Origin of the sequence: Comamonas composti DSM 21721 (genome assembly GCF_000429845.1) — a bacterium.
GTDB classification, from domain to species: Bacteria; Pseudomonadota; Gammaproteobacteria; order Burkholderiales; family Burkholderiaceae_C; genus Comamonas; species Comamonas composti.
Map to the genome: position 1 here is coordinate 184,245 of NZ_KE386971.1, position 15,839 is coordinate 200,083.

At 65.6% G+C, this 15,839-nt stretch carries 17 protein-coding genes; 10 read left to right on the forward strand and 7 right to left on the reverse strand.

Annotated elements, in window-relative coordinates:
- Window positions 1-105 precede the first annotated feature (105 nt).
- Together G486_RS0117795 and G486_RS0117800 are read left to right on the forward strand one after the other, a co-directional pair.
- Window positions 106-1,557 carry an aldehyde dehydrogenase gene (locus G486_RS0117795; RefSeq protein ID WP_027016737.1) on the forward strand — a complete coding sequence of 484 codons (1,452 nt, stop codon included), beginning with the start codon at window positions 106-108 and terminating at the stop codon, window positions 1,555-1,557.
- A gap of 282 nt (window positions 1,558-1,839) precedes the next feature.
- Window positions 1,840-2,361 carry an FKBP-type peptidyl-prolyl cis-trans isomerase gene (locus G486_RS0117800; RefSeq protein ID WP_027016738.1) on the forward strand — a complete coding sequence of 174 codons (522 nt, stop codon included), beginning with the start codon at window positions 1,840-1,842 and terminating at the stop codon, window positions 2,359-2,361.
- Between the two features lie 42 nt (window positions 2,362-2,403).
- On the opposite strand, the gene G486_RS0117805 is transcribed toward G486_RS0117800, so the two are convergent.
- Entirely contained in the window at window positions 2,404-2,763 is a 360-nt protein-coding gene (locus G486_RS0117805; protein ID WP_027016739.1) for a PepSY domain-containing protein, read from the reverse strand.
- Between the two features lie 188 nt (window positions 2,764-2,951).
- On the opposite strand from G486_RS0117805, the gene G486_RS0117810 reads away from it, so the two are divergent.
- Genes G486_RS0117810 through G486_RS0117820 form a run of 3 tightly spaced genes read left to right on the forward strand, consistent with a single transcriptional unit; the run spans window position 2,952 to window position 5,415 of the window.
- The gene (locus tag G486_RS0117810) at window positions 2,952-3,293 is read left to right on the forward strand and encodes a PepSY domain-containing protein (protein ID WP_051303671.1); all 342 of its coding nucleotides are present in this window, start codon (window positions 2,952-2,954) and stop codon (window positions 3,291-3,293) included.
- A gap of 2 nt (window positions 3,294-3,295) precedes the next feature.
- A complete protein-coding gene (locus G486_RS0117815; protein ID WP_027016741.1) occupies window positions 3,296-3,970 on the forward strand; it encodes a response regulator transcription factor in 675 nt (224 codons plus the stop codon).
- A complete protein-coding gene (locus G486_RS0117820; protein ID WP_027016742.1) occupies window positions 3,967-5,415 on the forward strand; it encodes a sensor histidine kinase in 1,449 nt (482 codons plus the stop codon). Before G486_RS0117815 ends, G486_RS0117820 begins: the two co-directional genes overlap by 4 nt.
- Window positions 5,416-5,541: 126 nt before the next feature.
- Here G486_RS0117820 and G486_RS0117825 read toward each other — a convergent pair whose 3' ends face one another.
- From G486_RS0117825 to coaBC, 4 genes are all read right to left on the reverse strand, one after another.
- A complete protein-coding gene (locus tag G486_RS0117825) occupies window positions 5,542-6,312 on the reverse strand; it encodes a hypothetical protein (RefSeq protein WP_245587366.1) in 771 nt (256 codons plus the stop codon).
- Between the two features lie 516 nt (window positions 6,313-6,828).
- Window positions 6,829-7,278 (reverse strand): dUTP diphosphatase, encoded by a 450-nt coding sequence (gene dut / locus G486_RS0117830; RefSeq protein ID WP_027016744.1) that lies wholly within the window; start codon window positions 7,276-7,278, stop codon window positions 6,829-6,831.
- A gap of 115 nt (window positions 7,279-7,393) precedes the next feature.
- Window positions 7,394-7,978: a hypothetical protein gene (locus G486_RS23180; protein ID WP_027016745.1), complete on the reverse strand. Its 585-nt coding sequence runs from the start codon at window positions 7,976-7,978 to the stop codon at window positions 7,394-7,396.
- A 27-nt stretch (window positions 7,979-8,005) separates the two neighbouring features.
- Window positions 8,006-9,226 (reverse strand): bifunctional phosphopantothenoylcysteine decarboxylase/phosphopantothenate--cysteine ligase CoaBC, encoded by a 1,221-nt coding sequence (coaBC, locus tag G486_RS0117840; protein ID WP_027016746.1) that lies wholly within the window; start codon window positions 9,224-9,226, stop codon window positions 8,006-8,008.
- A gap of 104 nt (window positions 9,227-9,330) precedes the next feature.
- On the opposite strand from coaBC, the gene G486_RS0117845 reads away from it, so the two are divergent.
- From G486_RS0117845 to G486_RS0117865, 5 genes are all read left to right on the forward strand, one after another.
- The gene (locus tag G486_RS0117845; RefSeq protein ID WP_027016747.1) at window positions 9,331-10,989 is read left to right on the forward strand and encodes a CTP synthase; all 1,659 of its coding nucleotides are present in this window, start codon (window positions 9,331-9,333) and stop codon (window positions 10,987-10,989) included.
- A 28-nt stretch (window positions 10,990-11,017) separates the two neighbouring features.
- On the forward strand, window positions 11,018-11,875 hold the full coding sequence (gene kdsA, locus G486_RS0117850) for a 3-deoxy-8-phosphooctulonate synthase (protein ID WP_027016748.1): 858 nt from the start codon (window positions 11,018-11,020) through the stop codon (window positions 11,873-11,875).
- A gap of 146 nt (window positions 11,876-12,021) precedes the next feature.
- On the forward strand, window positions 12,022-13,308 hold the full coding sequence (gene eno, locus G486_RS0117855; RefSeq protein WP_027016749.1) for a phosphopyruvate hydratase: 1,287 nt from the start codon (window positions 12,022-12,024) through the stop codon (window positions 13,306-13,308).
- A gap of 57 nt (window positions 13,309-13,365) precedes the next feature.
- Window positions 13,366-13,644 carry a septum formation initiator family protein gene (locus tag G486_RS0117860; protein WP_027016750.1) on the forward strand — a complete coding sequence of 93 codons (279 nt, stop codon included), beginning with the start codon at window positions 13,366-13,368 and terminating at the stop codon, window positions 13,642-13,644.
- Window positions 13,645-13,726: 82 nt separating this feature from the next.
- Complete coding sequence (locus G486_RS0117865) at window positions 13,727-14,194, forward strand: hypothetical protein (RefSeq protein ID WP_245587367.1); 468 nt, start codon at window positions 13,727-13,729, stop codon at window positions 14,192-14,194.
- A gap of 3 nt (window positions 14,195-14,197) precedes the next feature.
- On the opposite strand, the gene hslO is transcribed toward G486_RS0117865, so the two are convergent.
- Window positions 14,198-15,190 carry an Hsp33 family molecular chaperone HslO gene (gene hslO, locus G486_RS0117870; RefSeq protein ID WP_027016752.1) on the reverse strand — a complete coding sequence of 331 codons (993 nt, stop codon included), beginning with the start codon at window positions 15,188-15,190 and terminating at the stop codon, window positions 14,198-14,200.
- Window positions 15,191-15,285: 95 nt separating this feature from the next.
- Window positions 15,286-15,810: a gamma carbonic anhydrase family protein gene (locus G486_RS0117875; protein ID WP_027016753.1), complete on the reverse strand. Its 525-nt coding sequence runs from the start codon at window positions 15,808-15,810 to the stop codon at window positions 15,286-15,288.
- Window positions 15,811-15,839: the final 29 nt, after the last annotated feature.

Genomic DNA, 15,839 nt, shown 5'->3' on the forward strand with positions numbered 1-15,839 from the left:
TCAAGCGCTAGCAGCTTCTTTTTAAATAGCAATCCGCAGGCATCCCCCATCATCAACGCACGCCGGCCCAACCCGAGGCCGGCCTTATTCCCCCAAGGAGAATCCATGATCGAACAAACCATGCTCATCGGCGGCCAGGCGGCCCAGGCCAGCAACGGCGCCAGCTTCGAGCGCAAGAACCCGCTGGATGGCTCGGTGGCCACGCGCGCACCGGCAGCCACGCCCGAAGATGCGGTGCGTGCGGTCGAGGCGGCCCAGGCCGCATTTCCCGCATGGTCGGCCCTGGGCCCCACCGAGCGCCGCCAGATGCTCATGAAGGCCTCCCAGGCCCTGGCCGCCAAGGCCGATGCGTTCGCGGCCGCCATGGCCGCCGAGACCGGCGCCTCGGGCATCTGGGCGGGTTTCAACGTGCATCTGGCCGCGAACATGTTCCTGGAGGCCGCCTCGCTGACCACGCAGATCAACGGCCAGCTGATTCCCTCGGACGTGCCCGGCAGCATGGCCATGGCCGTGCGCCAGCCCGCGGGCGTGGTGCTGGGCATGGCGCCCTGGAATGCGCCCGTGATCCTGGCCACGCGCGCCATCGCCACGCCCCTGGCCTGCGGCAACACCGTGGTCCTCAAGGGCTCGGAGCTGTGCCCCGCCACCCACGGCCTCATCATCGAGGCCTTGCAGGAAGGCGGCCTGCCGCCCGGCGTGGTCAACTTCGTGACCAATGCGCCCGCCGATGCGGCCGCCGTGGTCGAGGCCATGGTCGCCCACCCCGCCGTGCGCCGCGTGAACTTCACGGGCTCCACGCGCGTGGGCCGCATCATCGGCCAGACCTGCGCCAAATACCTCAAGCCCGCCATCCTGGAGCTCGGCGGCAAGGCCCCGTTCCTGGTGCTCGACGATGCCGACATCGACGCTGCCGTGGCCGGCTGCACCTTTGGCGCATTTGCGAACTCGGGCCAGATCTGCATGTCCACCGAGCGCATCATCGTGGACGAGGCCGTGGCCGAGGAGTTTCTGGCCAAGCTCACGGCGCGCGCCACCAGCCTGCCCCTGGGCGATCCGCGCAAGGGCCCGGTGGTGCTGGGCTCGGTGGTGGACATGAGCACCGTGCAGCGCGTCAACACGCTCATCGACGATGCGCTGGCCAAGGGCGCGCGCCTGCTGTGCGGCGGCAAGGCCACGGACACGCTGATGCCGGCCACGCTGATCGACGGCGTCACGCCCGAGATGCGCATCTTCCGCGAGGAGACCTTTGCCCCGGTCAAGGCCATCGTGCGCGTGCGCGGTGAGGAGCAGGCGATTGCCATGGCCAACGACAACGAGTTCGGCCTGTCCTCCGCCGTCTATACCCGCGATGCCGCGCGCGGCTGGCGCGTGGCCGCGCGCATCGAGGCCGGCATCTGCCACGTCAACGGCCCCACGGTGCATGACGAAGCGCAAATGCCTTTCGGCGGCGTGAAGAACTCGGGCTACGGCCACTTCGGCGGCCAGGCCGGCATCGACGCCTTCACCGAAACGCGCTGGATCACGATCCAGACCGAGGCACGCCACTACCCGTTCTGAGAACGTAAACACGTTCTGAGCCCCCGGTCCGCAGCCATCGCCCCGGGCCAGGCGCTGCAGAAAATCTTGCAGCAATTGCTGCTCCTGAGAAGCCAGGACAGCTCCTTTCCAGCCCGGGGGACAGGTCCTCGGAAATGCAAGGCCTGGCCGGCAAGACCCACCGCGCAGCCGGGTCTGACTTCATGGGCGTGGGACAATGCCGGACATTGAAATCCCGGACCGTGGCGCCTGCGCCGGCTCTTGCCAGGCTTGTGCGCCCATGGCCTCAATCCCCCGAACACCATGGAAATCACCGAACAATGCGTGGTCGCGCTGACCTGGACCCTGAAAGACACCCTGGGCGAAGAGCTGGATGTGCTCGACGAACCCGTGGAATTCCTAGTCGGCGGCGATGACCTGCTGCAGCGCATAGAGCAGGCCTTGCAGGGCTTTGGCATGGGCAAGGCCCTGGACCTGCACCTGGAGCCCGAGGAAGCCTTTGGCGACTATGACGAAGGCCTGATCTTTCTGGAGCCGCGTGCGCTGTTCCCGGCCGAGCTCGAAGAGGGCATGAGCTTCGAGGCCAGCGCCCTGCCCAAGGGCTGCAGCGCCGTGCCGCCCGACCTGCTCTACACCGTCACCGAAATCTATCCCGAGCATGTGGTGCTGGACGGCAACCACCCTCTGGCCGGCATTGCGCTGCGCCTGCACCTGAAGATCGAGGGCGTGCGCGAGGCCACCGAAGAGGAGATCGGCCGCGGCACCGTGGGCACGGGATTTTTCCGCATCCAGCCCATGGCACCGGGCAGCGAGAGCCTGCACTGAGCCAGGCCCCGGCCCGCGCCCTGCAGCCATGCCTAAGACACATCAGTCGCGCAGGCGCTGGCTCAGGATCTTGCCGTTGTGGCCGTCCACATAGAGCTTGATCGGATGGCCCTCGGCATTGCGTGCCTTGACCTTGTAGAGGCCGTCATCCCACTCGATCTCCCGCACCTCGCTATAGCCCTGGTTTTCGACGCGCTGGTAGATCTCGCCCATGTTCAGGCTGGGCCCTTGAAAGACGCTGCGCACCGCAGCCGTGGCCGTCGAGGCCTGGGTCGCGACGCTGCCGGTGCTCTCCGTGGCCTGGGCATAGGCGATGAAGCCGGCGCCCGCAATCACGGCCACACCCAGGGCCGAGCCGACGTAACGAACAATGCGGGAAGACAGGGGACGAATGCTTTGCATGGAACTTCTCCTATTCAGGTTGAACTGCGGGCTTCTCGCCCTGGTCTTGACGCTGCGGCGCCCTCTGCACCATCAACGTGAAGCCATTGTTCAAAACCATGCATGAACGCAGTCTGAAGCCTTTGTTCAGCCTGCGTTCATGCTGCATTTGCTATACCTGTGACCGTCTTCGTCTGCCGGAAAACGCCATGCCCACACACTCCCCGCACCTGACCCGCCGCCAGCCGCTGTGGCTGGCCGCCTCCGCGCTGCTGTTTGCGGCGCTGTCGCTCTCCAGCCCGCCGCTGAGGGCGGACAGCGATCATGAGCTCGCGCGCCAGGCCCTGGAAAAAGGCCAGGTGCTGCCGCTGCGCAGCGTGCTCGACCGCGTCGAGCGCGAATACCAGGGCCAGGCCATCAAGGTCGAGTTCGAGCACGACGACGGCATCTTCATCTACGAGATACGCCTGCTCCAGGCCGGCGGTCGCGTGATCAAGCTCGAGGTCGATGCCCGCGACGGTCGCGTGCTCAAGCTCAAGAGAAAGGACTGAGCATGCGCATCCTGGTGGTCGAGGACGAAGCCACGCTCTGCGCCCAGCTGGTACAGGCCATGGAGCAGGCCGGCCATACCGTGGAGACCGCCAGCGACGGCGCCACGGCCCAGTACCTGGGCGAGGTCGAGGAGTTCGATGCCGTGGTGCTGGACCTGGGCCTGCCCGTGCGCGACGGCCTGTCCGTGCTGCGCGCCTGGCGCGAGCAGGGCCGCGTCATGCCCGTGCTCATTCTCACGGCGCGCGGCGCCTGGCATGAAAAGGTCGCAGGCATGGATGCGGGCGCAGACGACTACCTGGCCAAGCCGTTTCACATGGAAGAGCTCATGGCCCGGCTGCGCGCCCAGTTGCGCCGCAACAGCCCCCATGCCAGCGCGCACTGGCAGTGCGGCCCCATCATGCTCGATTCGCGCCAGGCCACGGTCAGCGTGCACGGCCTGATGCTGAGCCTGACCAGCCATGAGTTCAAGGTGCTGGCCCAGCTCATGCAGCGCGCAGGCCAGGTGGTCTCGCGCAGCGAGCTGTCCGAGCACATCTACCAGCAGGACAGCGACCGCGACTCCAACACCATCGAGGTGTTCGTGGGCCGGCTGCGCAAAAAGCTGCCTCCGGGCAGCATAGAGACTGTGCGCGGCCTGGGCTACAAGCTCGTGGACAGCAGCGAGCTTGCGACATGAGCCCGCCCCAGGCCGGCAACAAGGCCCCGCGCAGTGCAGCGCGCCTGGGCGACTCGCTGCGCCTGCGCCTGGTCGCGGGCACGCTGGCCTGGGTGCTGCTGGCCGTGCTGGTCGCAGGCTGGGGCCTGCGCGGGCTGTTCCGCGAGCACGTGACCCAGCAGTTGCAGGCCCAGCTCATGCTGCAGCTGGACCTGCTCAGCGCCAGCGTCAACAGCCTGCCCGGTGCACGCATCGAGCTCGGCGCCGAGCCCACCAATCCCCAGCTGTCCCAGCCGCTGTCAGGCCTGTACTGGCAGATAGACCGCCTCAACGAGGACGACAGCACGGCCCAGGCCGGGCTGCTGCGCTCGCGCTCGCTATGGGACCAGACCCTGGACTGGAGCCGCTTCGAGCACCAGTCCTTCAAAGAAGGCCGCGCCACGGGCACGCAACTGGCCAGCGGCTCGATCGGCCCGGCCCGCGACCAGGCCCTGGTTCTCGTGGCCCGGCGGCTGCAGCTGCCCGAGGACGATGCCCCGCCACTGCGCATCATGGTTGCCGCCGACAGCGCTCTCATGGCCGAGCCCCTGCAGCGCTTCACCAAGATGCTGGCTGCCGCCCTGGGCACGCTGGCCGCAGGCCTGATGGTGGCCGTGCTGCTGCAGCTGCGATTGGCGCTGCGCCCGCTGGAGCAGTTGCGCCGCAGCCTGGCCGATGTGCGCGGCGGCGCCTCTCCCCGGCTGCAGGGACGCTTTCCGCAGGAGCTTGAGCCGCTGGTGCAGGAGTTCAACCATGTGCTGGACGTGAATGCCGACATGGTGGAGCGCGCCCGCACCCAGGCCGGCAATCTGGCGCATGCGGTGAATACGCCGCTGACCATTCTGGGCAATGCCGCTGCACGCGACAACGGCGCTCTGGCCGAGCTGGTGCGCGAGCAGGTGGCCAGCGCCAGCCGCCAGGTGGATCACCACCTGGCGCGCGCACGCGCGGCCGCACGCCAGGCCACGGGTCTGCGCACGCCCATAGAGCCCCCGCTGGCGGCCCTGGTGCGCACCATGGGCAAGCTGCATGCCGGGCGCGGCATTGCCTTCAGCCTGCAAGGCCAGGCCCTGGACTGGAGCTTTCTGGGCGATGCCCAGGATCTGCAGGAAATCCTCGGCAACCTGCTCGACAACGCGGGCAAGTGGGCCCGCCATGAAGTGCGGCTCAGCGCCGACCCGGGCCCGGAGCATGGGCAGCTGCAGATCACCGTGGACGACGACGGCCCGGGCATCCCCGCAGACCAGCAGGAGCGCATTTTTGCGCGCGGCCAGCGCCTGGACGAGCGCCGCCCCGGCGCAGGCCTGGGCCTGGACATCGTGCGCGACCTGGTGCAGACCTATGGCGGCAGCGTGCAGGCCGGGGATTCGCCTTTGGGCGGGCTGCAGATGCGCGTACATCTTCCGGGGAACCCAAACACGCCCTGAGCCGCTTCGCGTCCTCCCTGTCTCGCAAGCGGAGGGGACGATGCCGAAGCATCAGGGGCGGCCCTTGCTCGGCATCCCAGGCTTGGACCGCGCCAGTTTCACGCGCAGCGCCATGGACAGCGGATCTCACCCACCTCGCAAGACCTTGAAGACCTGGGCCAGGGTGTCGGCCCCGGGGAGCAGCCAGTCGGCCAGGGCGCCAAGCATCACTGCGGCAACCAGGACGCCCAGCATGGGTTTGTAGCTCAGGCGCAGGGCGGCCAGCAGCCAGCCTTCGCGCTCCACCACGTACAGGGTGCGCGCCATGAGCAACGCAAAAGCGACTTCCACGGCCACGGCCAGAAACAGCTCCGAGCCCAGGACCAGCCACAGCAGCGAGCCCGCGCCCGTGGCCAGCACCAGCAGGCCCGCAAACAGCAGCAGCACAGGCACCAGCACGACGCCTTCCAGGTCGAAGTCCACCGCATCCAGCCCGGGCAGTTCAAAGCCTGGGGATGAGGAAAGGTCGGCCAGACTGGGCGGCTCCTGCAAAGCCTCGCCAGAGGCAGCACCATCCCATTGACCGCTGGCGCCGCCGCCACCAAAAGAGCCGCCCTCGCCGCTTTCCAGACGGGCTGCCGAAGCGCTTGAGGGCGATGAACCGCCCGAGCCGCTGCCCGAATCCACGGAAAGGTCACCCGTCCAGTCGCGGCTCAGCATGCAGCCGGCCCACAGCCTCACCAGCAGCAGATAAAGCACATAGCCGCCGCCCAGCGCCAGCCCGTAGCGCAGCGCCATGCTGTGCACACCCGCATGCAGCAGGGCATGGCTCAAGAACAGCATCAGACCCAGGCTCAGAGTGCCCGTCATCAGCGCATGCAGACGCAGCCAGTGGCGCTGCTGCAGCCGGCGGCGCATATGGACCTCCTGCATGAACTGCACACGGGTCCAGGCCGTCAGGCTTTTCTTGTAAGAACGTGTTTACGATCTCTACGCTGCCGCGTTGGAGCGCAATCGGGATGAGTTCAAGGCGATGGGCCGCAGCTTGCACCGGGGTGCAAGCAAGGGCCAGCGCGAAGAAATCGCCCGATTTCGCTCCAACCCTTGGGGACAGTGCCTTTGCGGGCGGTCTACAGCGTTGCGAATCCTCGCAATAGCACGGCTATTGCTGCGGTATCGCGCCTTGTATCCCATCCCGCAAAGACACTGGCGCGGCACCGAGGAGATCGTAAACACGTTCTAAGCACGCTTGCCGGTTCCTGCCATGGAAGCCTTGAGATTTTGCTATTGAAAATAGAGCTAGCAGCGCTTACCCTGTATCAAAATCCAAATAAAACCATCCAAAATCAATACAGGTCAAGCGCTAGCAGCTATCAAAATTAATACCCATCACTGCGTCCAAGCTGCGCGCGCCCCCGGCCTGCGCAAGCCCGGTCACTGTTTCCCGGTCGATCCGTAGCCGCCTTCGCCGCGCTCGGAAGCCGCCTCGAACTCCTCGACCACGTTGAAGCTGGGCTGGACCACGGGCACGATGACGAGCTGGGCCAGACGATCCATGGGCTGCAGCGTGAACGCCGTGTCCGAGCGGTTCCAGGCGCTGACCATGAGCTGGCCCTGGTAGTCCGAATCGATGAGGCCCACGAGATTGCCGAGCACGATGCCGTGCTTGTGGCCCATGCCCGAGCGCGGCAGGATCATGGCCGCGTAGCCCGGGTCCTTGATGTACATGGCCATGCCCGTGGGCACGAGCTGCCACTGGCCGGGTTCGAGCGTGAGCGGCGCCTCCAGGCAGGCGCGCAAATCCAGGCCCGCGCTGCCCGGCGTGGCGTAGGCGGGCATGTTCTCGCGCAGACGCGCATCCAGGATCTTGATATCTACATTCATGGCAATGGCTTAATGAGCGGCAAGCCTTGCTGCCCCGGTGTCGCGGCACCGGCCGGCATGCAGGCCTGCGTTTGGAATCACAAAACGCGCATTGTGCCGTGCCATCCGCGCCATCTCAGCGACGCGGCTGCTGCCCGGCGCCCTGCTTCGTGTCTTGCCTGGCATCCTTCAAGCCCTTGCCCATCCCCTTGCGAATTGCATTGATCACGGTAATGGCAATGATGAAGGGCGCCAGGGCCGGGAAGATCATCGAGAGCACGACCGCAAAGATGATGGGAAACAGCCAGGCGTTCTTCTTTCCCTGGTCCTGTTCCTTGTCCGCAGGCCGGCTCCCCGCATGGCCCTGGGCGGACTGCGGCTGCGCCGGGCCGGCCGTCCCGGCGCGGCTGCTGCCCTGCCCGGCCTCGGCGGCCTCGCGCGCACGCTGGATCTCGGCCTGGGCCTTTTCGGCAGCGGCCCGCAGCTGATCGCGCAGGCGCTGCGCCAGGGACGGGCTCTGGCCTCCTGGCGTGAGTGCGCCCGGCGCACCCGGCGTTCCCTGGACATCGGCATGCTTGCGCCCGGCCTTGCTCAAGGTCTGGCCCGTGGCCAGGGCAACACTTGCGCGATAGCTGCGGTAGCTGGGGCTGGCGCTCAGCAACTGGTCCACATAGCGCACATAGTCGCCATTGCGCGGGCCGTCATAGGTCTGGGTCTGCATGGGCTGGTTTCCTTGCTGCGTGCCGCATCAGCGCGCGGCGGGCAGCCGATGCGCAAGCTCGATCACGAGCTGACGCGCGAGTTCGTCCTTGGAGGCGCGTGGCAACTCCCTGCTGCCCTGGTCATCGATGAGCAGCAAGGCGTTGTCGTCCTGGCCAAAGGTAGCAGGCCCGATATTCCCGACCAGCAAGGGCACCTTCTTGCGCAGACGCTTGGCGCTTGCATGCTGCAGCAGGTCATGGCTTTCGGCCGCAAAGCCCACGCAGTAAAGAGCCCCGCTTTGCGCACGCGGCGACTGGGCCACGGCCGCGAGGATGTCGGGGTTCTCGACGAAGGCCAGCGCCGGCACCTGGCCCGAGCCGTCCTTCTTGAGCTTTTGCTCGGCCGCACTCGCAGGCCGCCAGTCGGCCACGGCCGCCGTGGCCACGAACACGTCGGCCTCGTCGGCCTGGCGCTGCACGGCATCGAACATCTGGCGCGCCGACTGCACGTCGATGCGTTTCACGCCGCGCGGCGTGGCCAGGTGCACGGGCCCTGCGACCAGGGTCACCTCGGCGCCGGCCTCGCGTGCGGCGCGAGCAATCGCAAAGCCCATCTTGCCGCTGGAATGGTTGGTGATGCCGCGCACCGGATCTATGGCCTCGAAGGTGGGGCCGGCCGTGATCAGCAGGCGGCGCCCGGCCAGATGCCCGGGCGTGAAAAAGGCCGCAAGCTCCTGCATGATCTCCTCGGGCTCCAGCATGCGGCCGTCGCCGGTTTCGCCGCAGGCCTGGTCGCCCACGCCCACGCCCAGCACCTGCGCGCCATCGGCCTGGACCTGGGCCAGATTGCGCTGCGTGGCCGGGTGGGCCCACATCTCGCGGTTCATGGCCGGGGCCAGCAGCAGCGGTATGCGCTCCATGGGCCGGGCCAGGCACATCAGGCTGAGCAGCTCGTCGGCCCGGCCCTGGACCAGGCGCGCAATGAAGTCCGCGCTGCAGGGCGCGATCAGCATGGCATCGGCCTCGCGGCTGAGGTTGATGTGCGGCATGTTGTTGGGCTCGCGCGCATCCCACTGCGAGCCGTAGACCGTGCGCCCGGACAGGGCCTGCATGGTCACCGGCGTGATGAATTGCTCGGCCGCCCCGGTCATCACCACCTGCACGGTGGCCCCGGCCTTGGTCAGCAGACGGCACAAATGGGCCGACTTGTAGCAGGCCACGCCCCCGGAGAGGCCCAGCACGATGTGTTTTCCAGCAAGCTGTGTCATGGGCGGTGAATTTATCAGACTGGCCCCAAGGTGATAGCCGCGCCACGGCAAGCACCCATCGGGGTGCCCCCTATAATCCGAATTTCCCACCACCAATAAAAGACATGACCAAGTTCGTCTTCGTCACCGGCGGTGTGGTGTCTTCCCTGGGCAAGGGAATCGCCTCAGCCTCCCTTGCTGCGATCCTCGAATCGCGCGGCCTCAAAGTCACCCTCATCAAGCTGGACCCCTATATCAACGTGGACCCCGGCACCATGTCGCCATTCCAGCACGGCGAAGTGTTCGTGACCGACGACGGTGCCGAGACCGACCTGGACCTGGGCCACTACGAGCGCTTCATCGAAACCCGCATGAAGCAGTCCAACAACTTCACCACGGGCCGCATCTACCAGTCCGTGCTGGAGAAGGAGCGCCGTGGCGACTACCTGGGCAAGACGGTGCAGGTCATCCCCCATGTGACCAACGAAATCCAGGAGTACATCAAGCGCGGCGCCGGCATCGGCACGCCGGACGCCGTCGATGTGGCGATCTGCGAAGTCGGCGGCACCGTGGGTGACATCGAGTCCCTGCCCTTTCTGGAGGCCGTGCGCCAGCTGGCACTCAAGCTCGGCCCCAACAACTCGGCCTTTGTGCACCTGACCTATCTGCCCTGGATTGCCACGGCCGGCGAGCTCAAGACCAAGCCCACCCAGCACACGGTGCAAAAGCTGCGCGAGATCGGCATCCAGCCTGACGCCCTGCTATGCCGCGCCCAACACAAGGTGCCTGACGAGGAGCGCGAGAAGATCTCGCTGTTCACCAACGTGCCCGAATGGGGCGTGATCTCCATGTGGGACGTGGACACCATCTACAAGGTGCCACGCATGCTGCACGAGCAGGGCCTGGACGGCCTGATCTGCGACAAACTGCGCCTGAACACACCACCCACCAGCCTCAAGCGCTGGGACTCCCTGGTGCACGAGACCGAGAACCCCCAGGGCGAAGTCAAGGTGGCCATGGTGGGCAAGTATGTCGAGCTGTCCGACGCCTACAAGTCGGTCAACGAAGCGCTCAAGCACGCCGGCATGCAAAGCCATGTGCGCGTGAAGATCACCCACGTGGACTCGGAAACCATCAGCGACGCCAATGCCAGGGAACAGCTGGCCCCGTACGACGCCATCCTGGTGCCCGGCGGTTTCGGCTCACGCGGCGTGGAAGGCAAGATCTCCACCGCCAAGTTCGCCCGTGAGAACAAGGTGCCCTATCTGGGCATCTGCCTGGGCATGCAAGTGGCCACCATCGAATACGCCCGCCATGTGGCCGGCCTCCAGGGCGCCAACTCCACCGAGTTCGATCCGCACACGCCCAACCCCGTGATCGCCCTGATCACCGAGTGGAAGGATGCGGACGGCACGATCAAGACGCGCGACGAAAGCTCGGACCTGGGTGGCACTATGCGCCTGGGCGCCCAGTCCTCGGATGTCTCGCCCGGCACGCTGGCCCACGAAATCTATGGCGATGTGGTCACCGAGCGCCACCGCCATCGCTACGAAGCCAATGTCCAGTACCTGGACCAGCTGCGCGAGGCAGGCCTCGTGATCTCGGCCCTGACCCAGCGCGAGCAACTGACCGAAATCGTCGAGCTGCCCAAGGCGGCCCACCCCTGGTTCATCGGCGTGCAATTCCACCCCGAATTCAAATCCACGCCCTGGGACGGCCACCCGCTGTTCAACGCCTTCATCAAGGCTGCGATCGCGCACCAGAAGCCGGCCACCAAGGCCTGAACGACCTCACCAAAGATAGGCAAGCACCATGAAACTCTGCGGCTTTGACATCGGCCTGGACCAACGCTTCTTCCTGATCGCCGGCCCTTGCGTGGTCGAGTCCGAGCAGCTGCAGATGGACGTGGCGGGCCAGCTCAAGGAAATCACCGCCTCCCTGGGCATTCCCTTCATCTTCAAGAGCAGCTACGACAAGGCCAACCGCAGCTCGGGCGCGAGCTTTCGCGGCCCGGGCATGGAAAAGGGCCTGGAAATCCTGGCCAAGGTCAAAAAGGAAATCGGCGTGCCCGTGCTCACCGACGTGCACAGCGAGGCCGAGATCCCGGCCGTGGCCCAGGTCGTGGACGTGCTGCAGACGCCGGCCTTTCTGTGCCGCCAGACCGACTTCATCAACGCCGTGGCCCAGTCCGGTCTGCCCGTGAACATCAAGAAGGGGCAATTCCTCGCGCCGCATGACATGAAGAATGTCATGGACAAGGCCCGCGCCGCAGCCCGCGAAGCCGGCCTGTCCGAGGACCGTTTCATGGCCTGCGAGCGCGGCGCCAGCTTTGGCTACAACAACCTGGTGAGCGATATGCGCTCGCTGGCCATCATGCGTGAAACGGGCTCGCCCGTGGTGTTCGATGCCACGCACAGCGTGCAGCTTCCCGGCGGCCAGGGCACGAGCAGCGGCGGCATGCGCGAGATGGTGCCCGTGCTCTCGCGTGCGGCCGTGGCCGTGGGCGTGGCCGGCCTGTTCATGGAAACCCACCCCGATCCCTGCAATGCCATGAGCGACGGCCCCAATGCCGTGCCGCTCAAGCACATGAAGGCCTTGCTCGAAACCCTGGTGGCCCTGGATGCCGTGACCAAGAAGAACGGTTTTCTGGAAAACCATTTCGAGGCCTGATCCCGGGCCCCTAGCGTGCGCAAGCCTTCGGGCGTGGATGCCGTGGCGGACTTTTCCGCCTGCCCGGCAGCCATGTGCCGAAGCGCCCCAATGCCTGGCGGATTTGCCCGCCTCAAACCGACTTCAAAAACCTCAAAGGAGATGCCATGAGTGCAATTGTTGATATCGTTGGCCGCGAAGTGCTGGACAGCCGCGGCAACCCCACCGTCGAGTGCGACGTGCTGCTGGAATCGGGTGTCATGGGCCGCGCGGCCGTGCCCTCGGGCGCCTCCACGGGCTCGCGCGAGGCCATCGAGCTGCGCGACGGCGACAAGAGCCGCTACCTGGGCAAGGGCGTGCTCAAGGCCGTGGAGCACATCAACACCGAGATCTCCGAAGCCGTGCTGGGCCTGGACGCCTCCGAGCAAGCCTTTCTGGACAAGACCCTGATCGACCTGGACGGCACGGACAACAAGAGCCGCCTGGGCGCCAACGCCATGCTGGCCGTGTCCATGGCCGTGGCCCGCGCCGCTGCCGAAGAAGCAGGCCTGCCCCTGTACCGCTACTTCGGCGGCATGGGTGGTGTGCAGTTGCCCGTGCCGATGATGAACGTCATCAACGGCGGCGCCCACGCCAACAACAGCCTGGACCTGCAGGAATTCATGATCATCCCCGTGGGCGCGCCCACGTTCCGCGAAGCCCTGCGCTGGGGTGCCGAGGTGTTCCATGCGCTCAAGAAGATCATTCACGACAAGGGCATGAGCACCGCCGTGGGCGACGAAGGCGGCTTTGCGCCTTCCGTGGAGAACCATGAAGCCGCGATCCAGCTGATCCTGGATGCCATCGACGCCGCAGGCTACAAGGCCGGCGAACAAATCGTGCTCGGCCTGGACTGCGCTGCCAGCGAGTTCTACAAGGACGGCATGTATGTGCTGGCCGGCGAAGGCAATATGACGCTGACGGCCACGCAGTGGGCCGACATGCTGGCCGGCTGGTGCGACAAGTACCCGATCATCTCCATCGAAGACGGCATGCACGAAGGCGACTGGGATGGCTGGAAGATCCTGACCGAGCGCCTGGGCGCCAAGGTGCAGCTGGTGGGCGACGACCTGTTCGTGACCAACACCAGGATCCTGAAGGAAGGCATCGACAAGAAGATCGCCAACTCCATCCTCATCAAGATCAACCAGATCGGCACGCTGACCGAAACCTTCGCCGCCATCGAGATGGCCAAGCGCGCCGGCTACACCGCCGTGATCTCGCACCGCTCGGGCGAAACCGAAGACTCGACGATTGCCGACATCGCCGTGGGCCTGAATGCGGGTCAAATCAAGACCGGCTCCCTGAGCCGTTCGGACCGCATCGCCAAGTACAACCAGTTGCTGCGCATCGAGGAAGACCTGGGCGACATCGCCCACTACCCCGGCCGCGAAGCCTTCTACAATCTGCGATAAAGCAACAGGCACGTAAGATCCAGGGCCTGCACCCACAGGCCTTGTTGCCCGCCCCCTATGGTCAATCGCGTTGTCCCCCTGGTACTGATGAGCTTGCTCGCCATCGTCCATGCCCAGCTCTGGCTCGGCCATGGCAGCGTGGCCTATGTCAAGGAGCTGCAGCAGCAAATCCAGGAGCAGAACGCGGCCAATGCCATAGAGAAGGCGGAAAACGACAGGCTGGCCTCCGAGGTCAACGACCTCAAGGACGGCCTGGCCATGGTCGAGGAAAAAGCACGCAGCGAACTGGGCATGGTCAAGCCCAATGAGATCTATGTGCAGATCATGAAGAAATAGGCCTGCCTCGACTCGAACCGCCCTGGTTCTGCAGGCCTTGGGCCAGCCTCACCAGCGCGTACAAGCCATTTCCAAACCCCATATGGCCTTGGCAACCGTGATTCTTCTGGGTCCGCCCGTGGCCCGATCCATGGCTCATGGCTTGAACCAGGCCTGCAGGCAGCGCACCGCACCAGCCTCGCCCTGGACTTGCACCGCACCAGGACCCGACGAGGCCTTGCCCCCTGCGGGCAGAATTTTTCTATTGGGCCAGGACTGGCGCAGCGCCGACCCGCATCACGCAGGCTTGCTGCAATTTTGGCGAGCCCGGCTGCAGGCACAAGGGCGTGACTATCAAGTGCTGTACGGCACGGCAAACCAGCAATGGAAGCAGTTGCGGGAAGTCCTGCAATTCCTGGAGCCCGATGGCGACTGGTCCTGGCTGGAGACACCAGCCCTTGATCAACCCCAGGCCGAGCGCCCCATGCTCCTGCGCCCTGCAGGCTGCGAGCAATGCGGCGATCCCGAGTGCGAGCGCAGATTGTTCGATGCGCTACGCACCCAGTGCTGAGTTTTATTGAACCGTCGAGGGGCTGGGCGGCTGCTTGCCGGCCTCGGTAAACAGGCGCGCGGCATCGATGGGATCGAACAGGTATTGCTGGCCGCAGAAATCGCAGCCCACTTCCACACTGCCGCGCTCGGCAACGATGCTCTCCACCTCTTGCACGCCCAGGGAAACCAGCATCGCACCCACGCGTTCGCGGCTGCAGGTGCAGGCAAAGCGCGGCCCGCTCTCGCCTTGCTCGGGCACGAAGCGCAGCAGCTTCTCCTCCCAGAACAAGCGCCGCAGCACGGTCTCCACATCCAGGGTCAGCAGCTCTTCGGTGGTCAGGCTTGCGGCCAGCGTGGCAATGCGGTTGTATTCCTCGTTGAGGCCCTGGGCATCCTGCGCGGCGCTTTCGCTTTCCGTGGCCGCCGCCAAATTGGCTTCGCCCTTCACGGGCATGCGCTGAATTATGAGGCCGGCAGCGACTTCCTTGTTCGCAGCCAGCACGATGACGGTGTCCAGTTGCTCGGACTGCAGCATGTAGTGCTGCAAGGCATCGGAGAGCCTGGTGAATTTGCGCCCCTGGGCATCGGACAGAGGCACCACGCCCTGATAAGGCTGCTGGCCCGGCTGACGGCCCTTGGGATCGAGCGTGATCGCGCAGCGCCCGCTGCCCTCGACATTGAGCAATTCGTCCAGGCTCGCCCCATCATGAACCTCGCCGATCAGGGTGGCCGTGGCACGCAGGTCGAGGTTGGACTGGACTTCGGCCACGGCCAGCTTGACCGGGCCATCGCCCATGACCTGGAACACCAGGGCGCCGTTGAACTTGATGTTGGACTGCATGAGCACGCCGGCTGCCGCCATCTGGCCCAGCAGTTCGCTGACCGCTGCAGGGTAGCTGCCGGTTTCCTTGTTGCCCGCACGCCGTTGCAGGATTTCCTGCCAGGCATCGGTGAGCCTCACCATGGCGCCGCGTACGGGCAAGCCCTCGAAAATGAATTTATGCAGTTCAGACACGCTGATGTTTCCGTAGTAAATCTTGCCCCAGAGCCTGAGTGCAGAGCACGCTGCAACCCCAGGGCTGCCCGACAGCGCAAACTGCCAGGCCTTGTTCAGCCCAGTTTTCGCAGGCCGGTCTTGAAGCGCTGCGCATTTTCCACGTAATGCCTGGCGCTTTGCCTCAGGCCCTCGATCTGCTCGGGTGTGAGCTGGCGCACGACCTTGGCCGGGCTGCCCATGATCATGGAACCGTCGGGGAACTCCTTGCCCTCAGTGACCAGAGAGCCTGCGCCCACGAGGCAGTTCTTGCCGATCTTGGCGCCATTGAGCACCACCGCGCCAATGCCGATCAGCGACTCATCCCCTATCGTGCAGCCATGCAGCATGACCTGGTGGCCCACGGTCACATCACGCCCTATGAGCAAGGGCTTGCCGTAGTCGGCATGAAGCACGCTCGCGTCCTGGATGTTGCTGCCCTCCCCCACGACAATGCTTTCGCAGTCGCCGCGCAGCACGGCGCCAAACCAGATGCTGGCTCCCTCGCACAACTGGACATTGCCCATGACCTCGGCGCTGTCGGCCACCCAGGCCGTGGGCGCCACATCGGGGGCTACACCTTGAAGTTCGTAAATCGCCATCTCTTGTCTCCACTCGTAGTTGCTAAGAA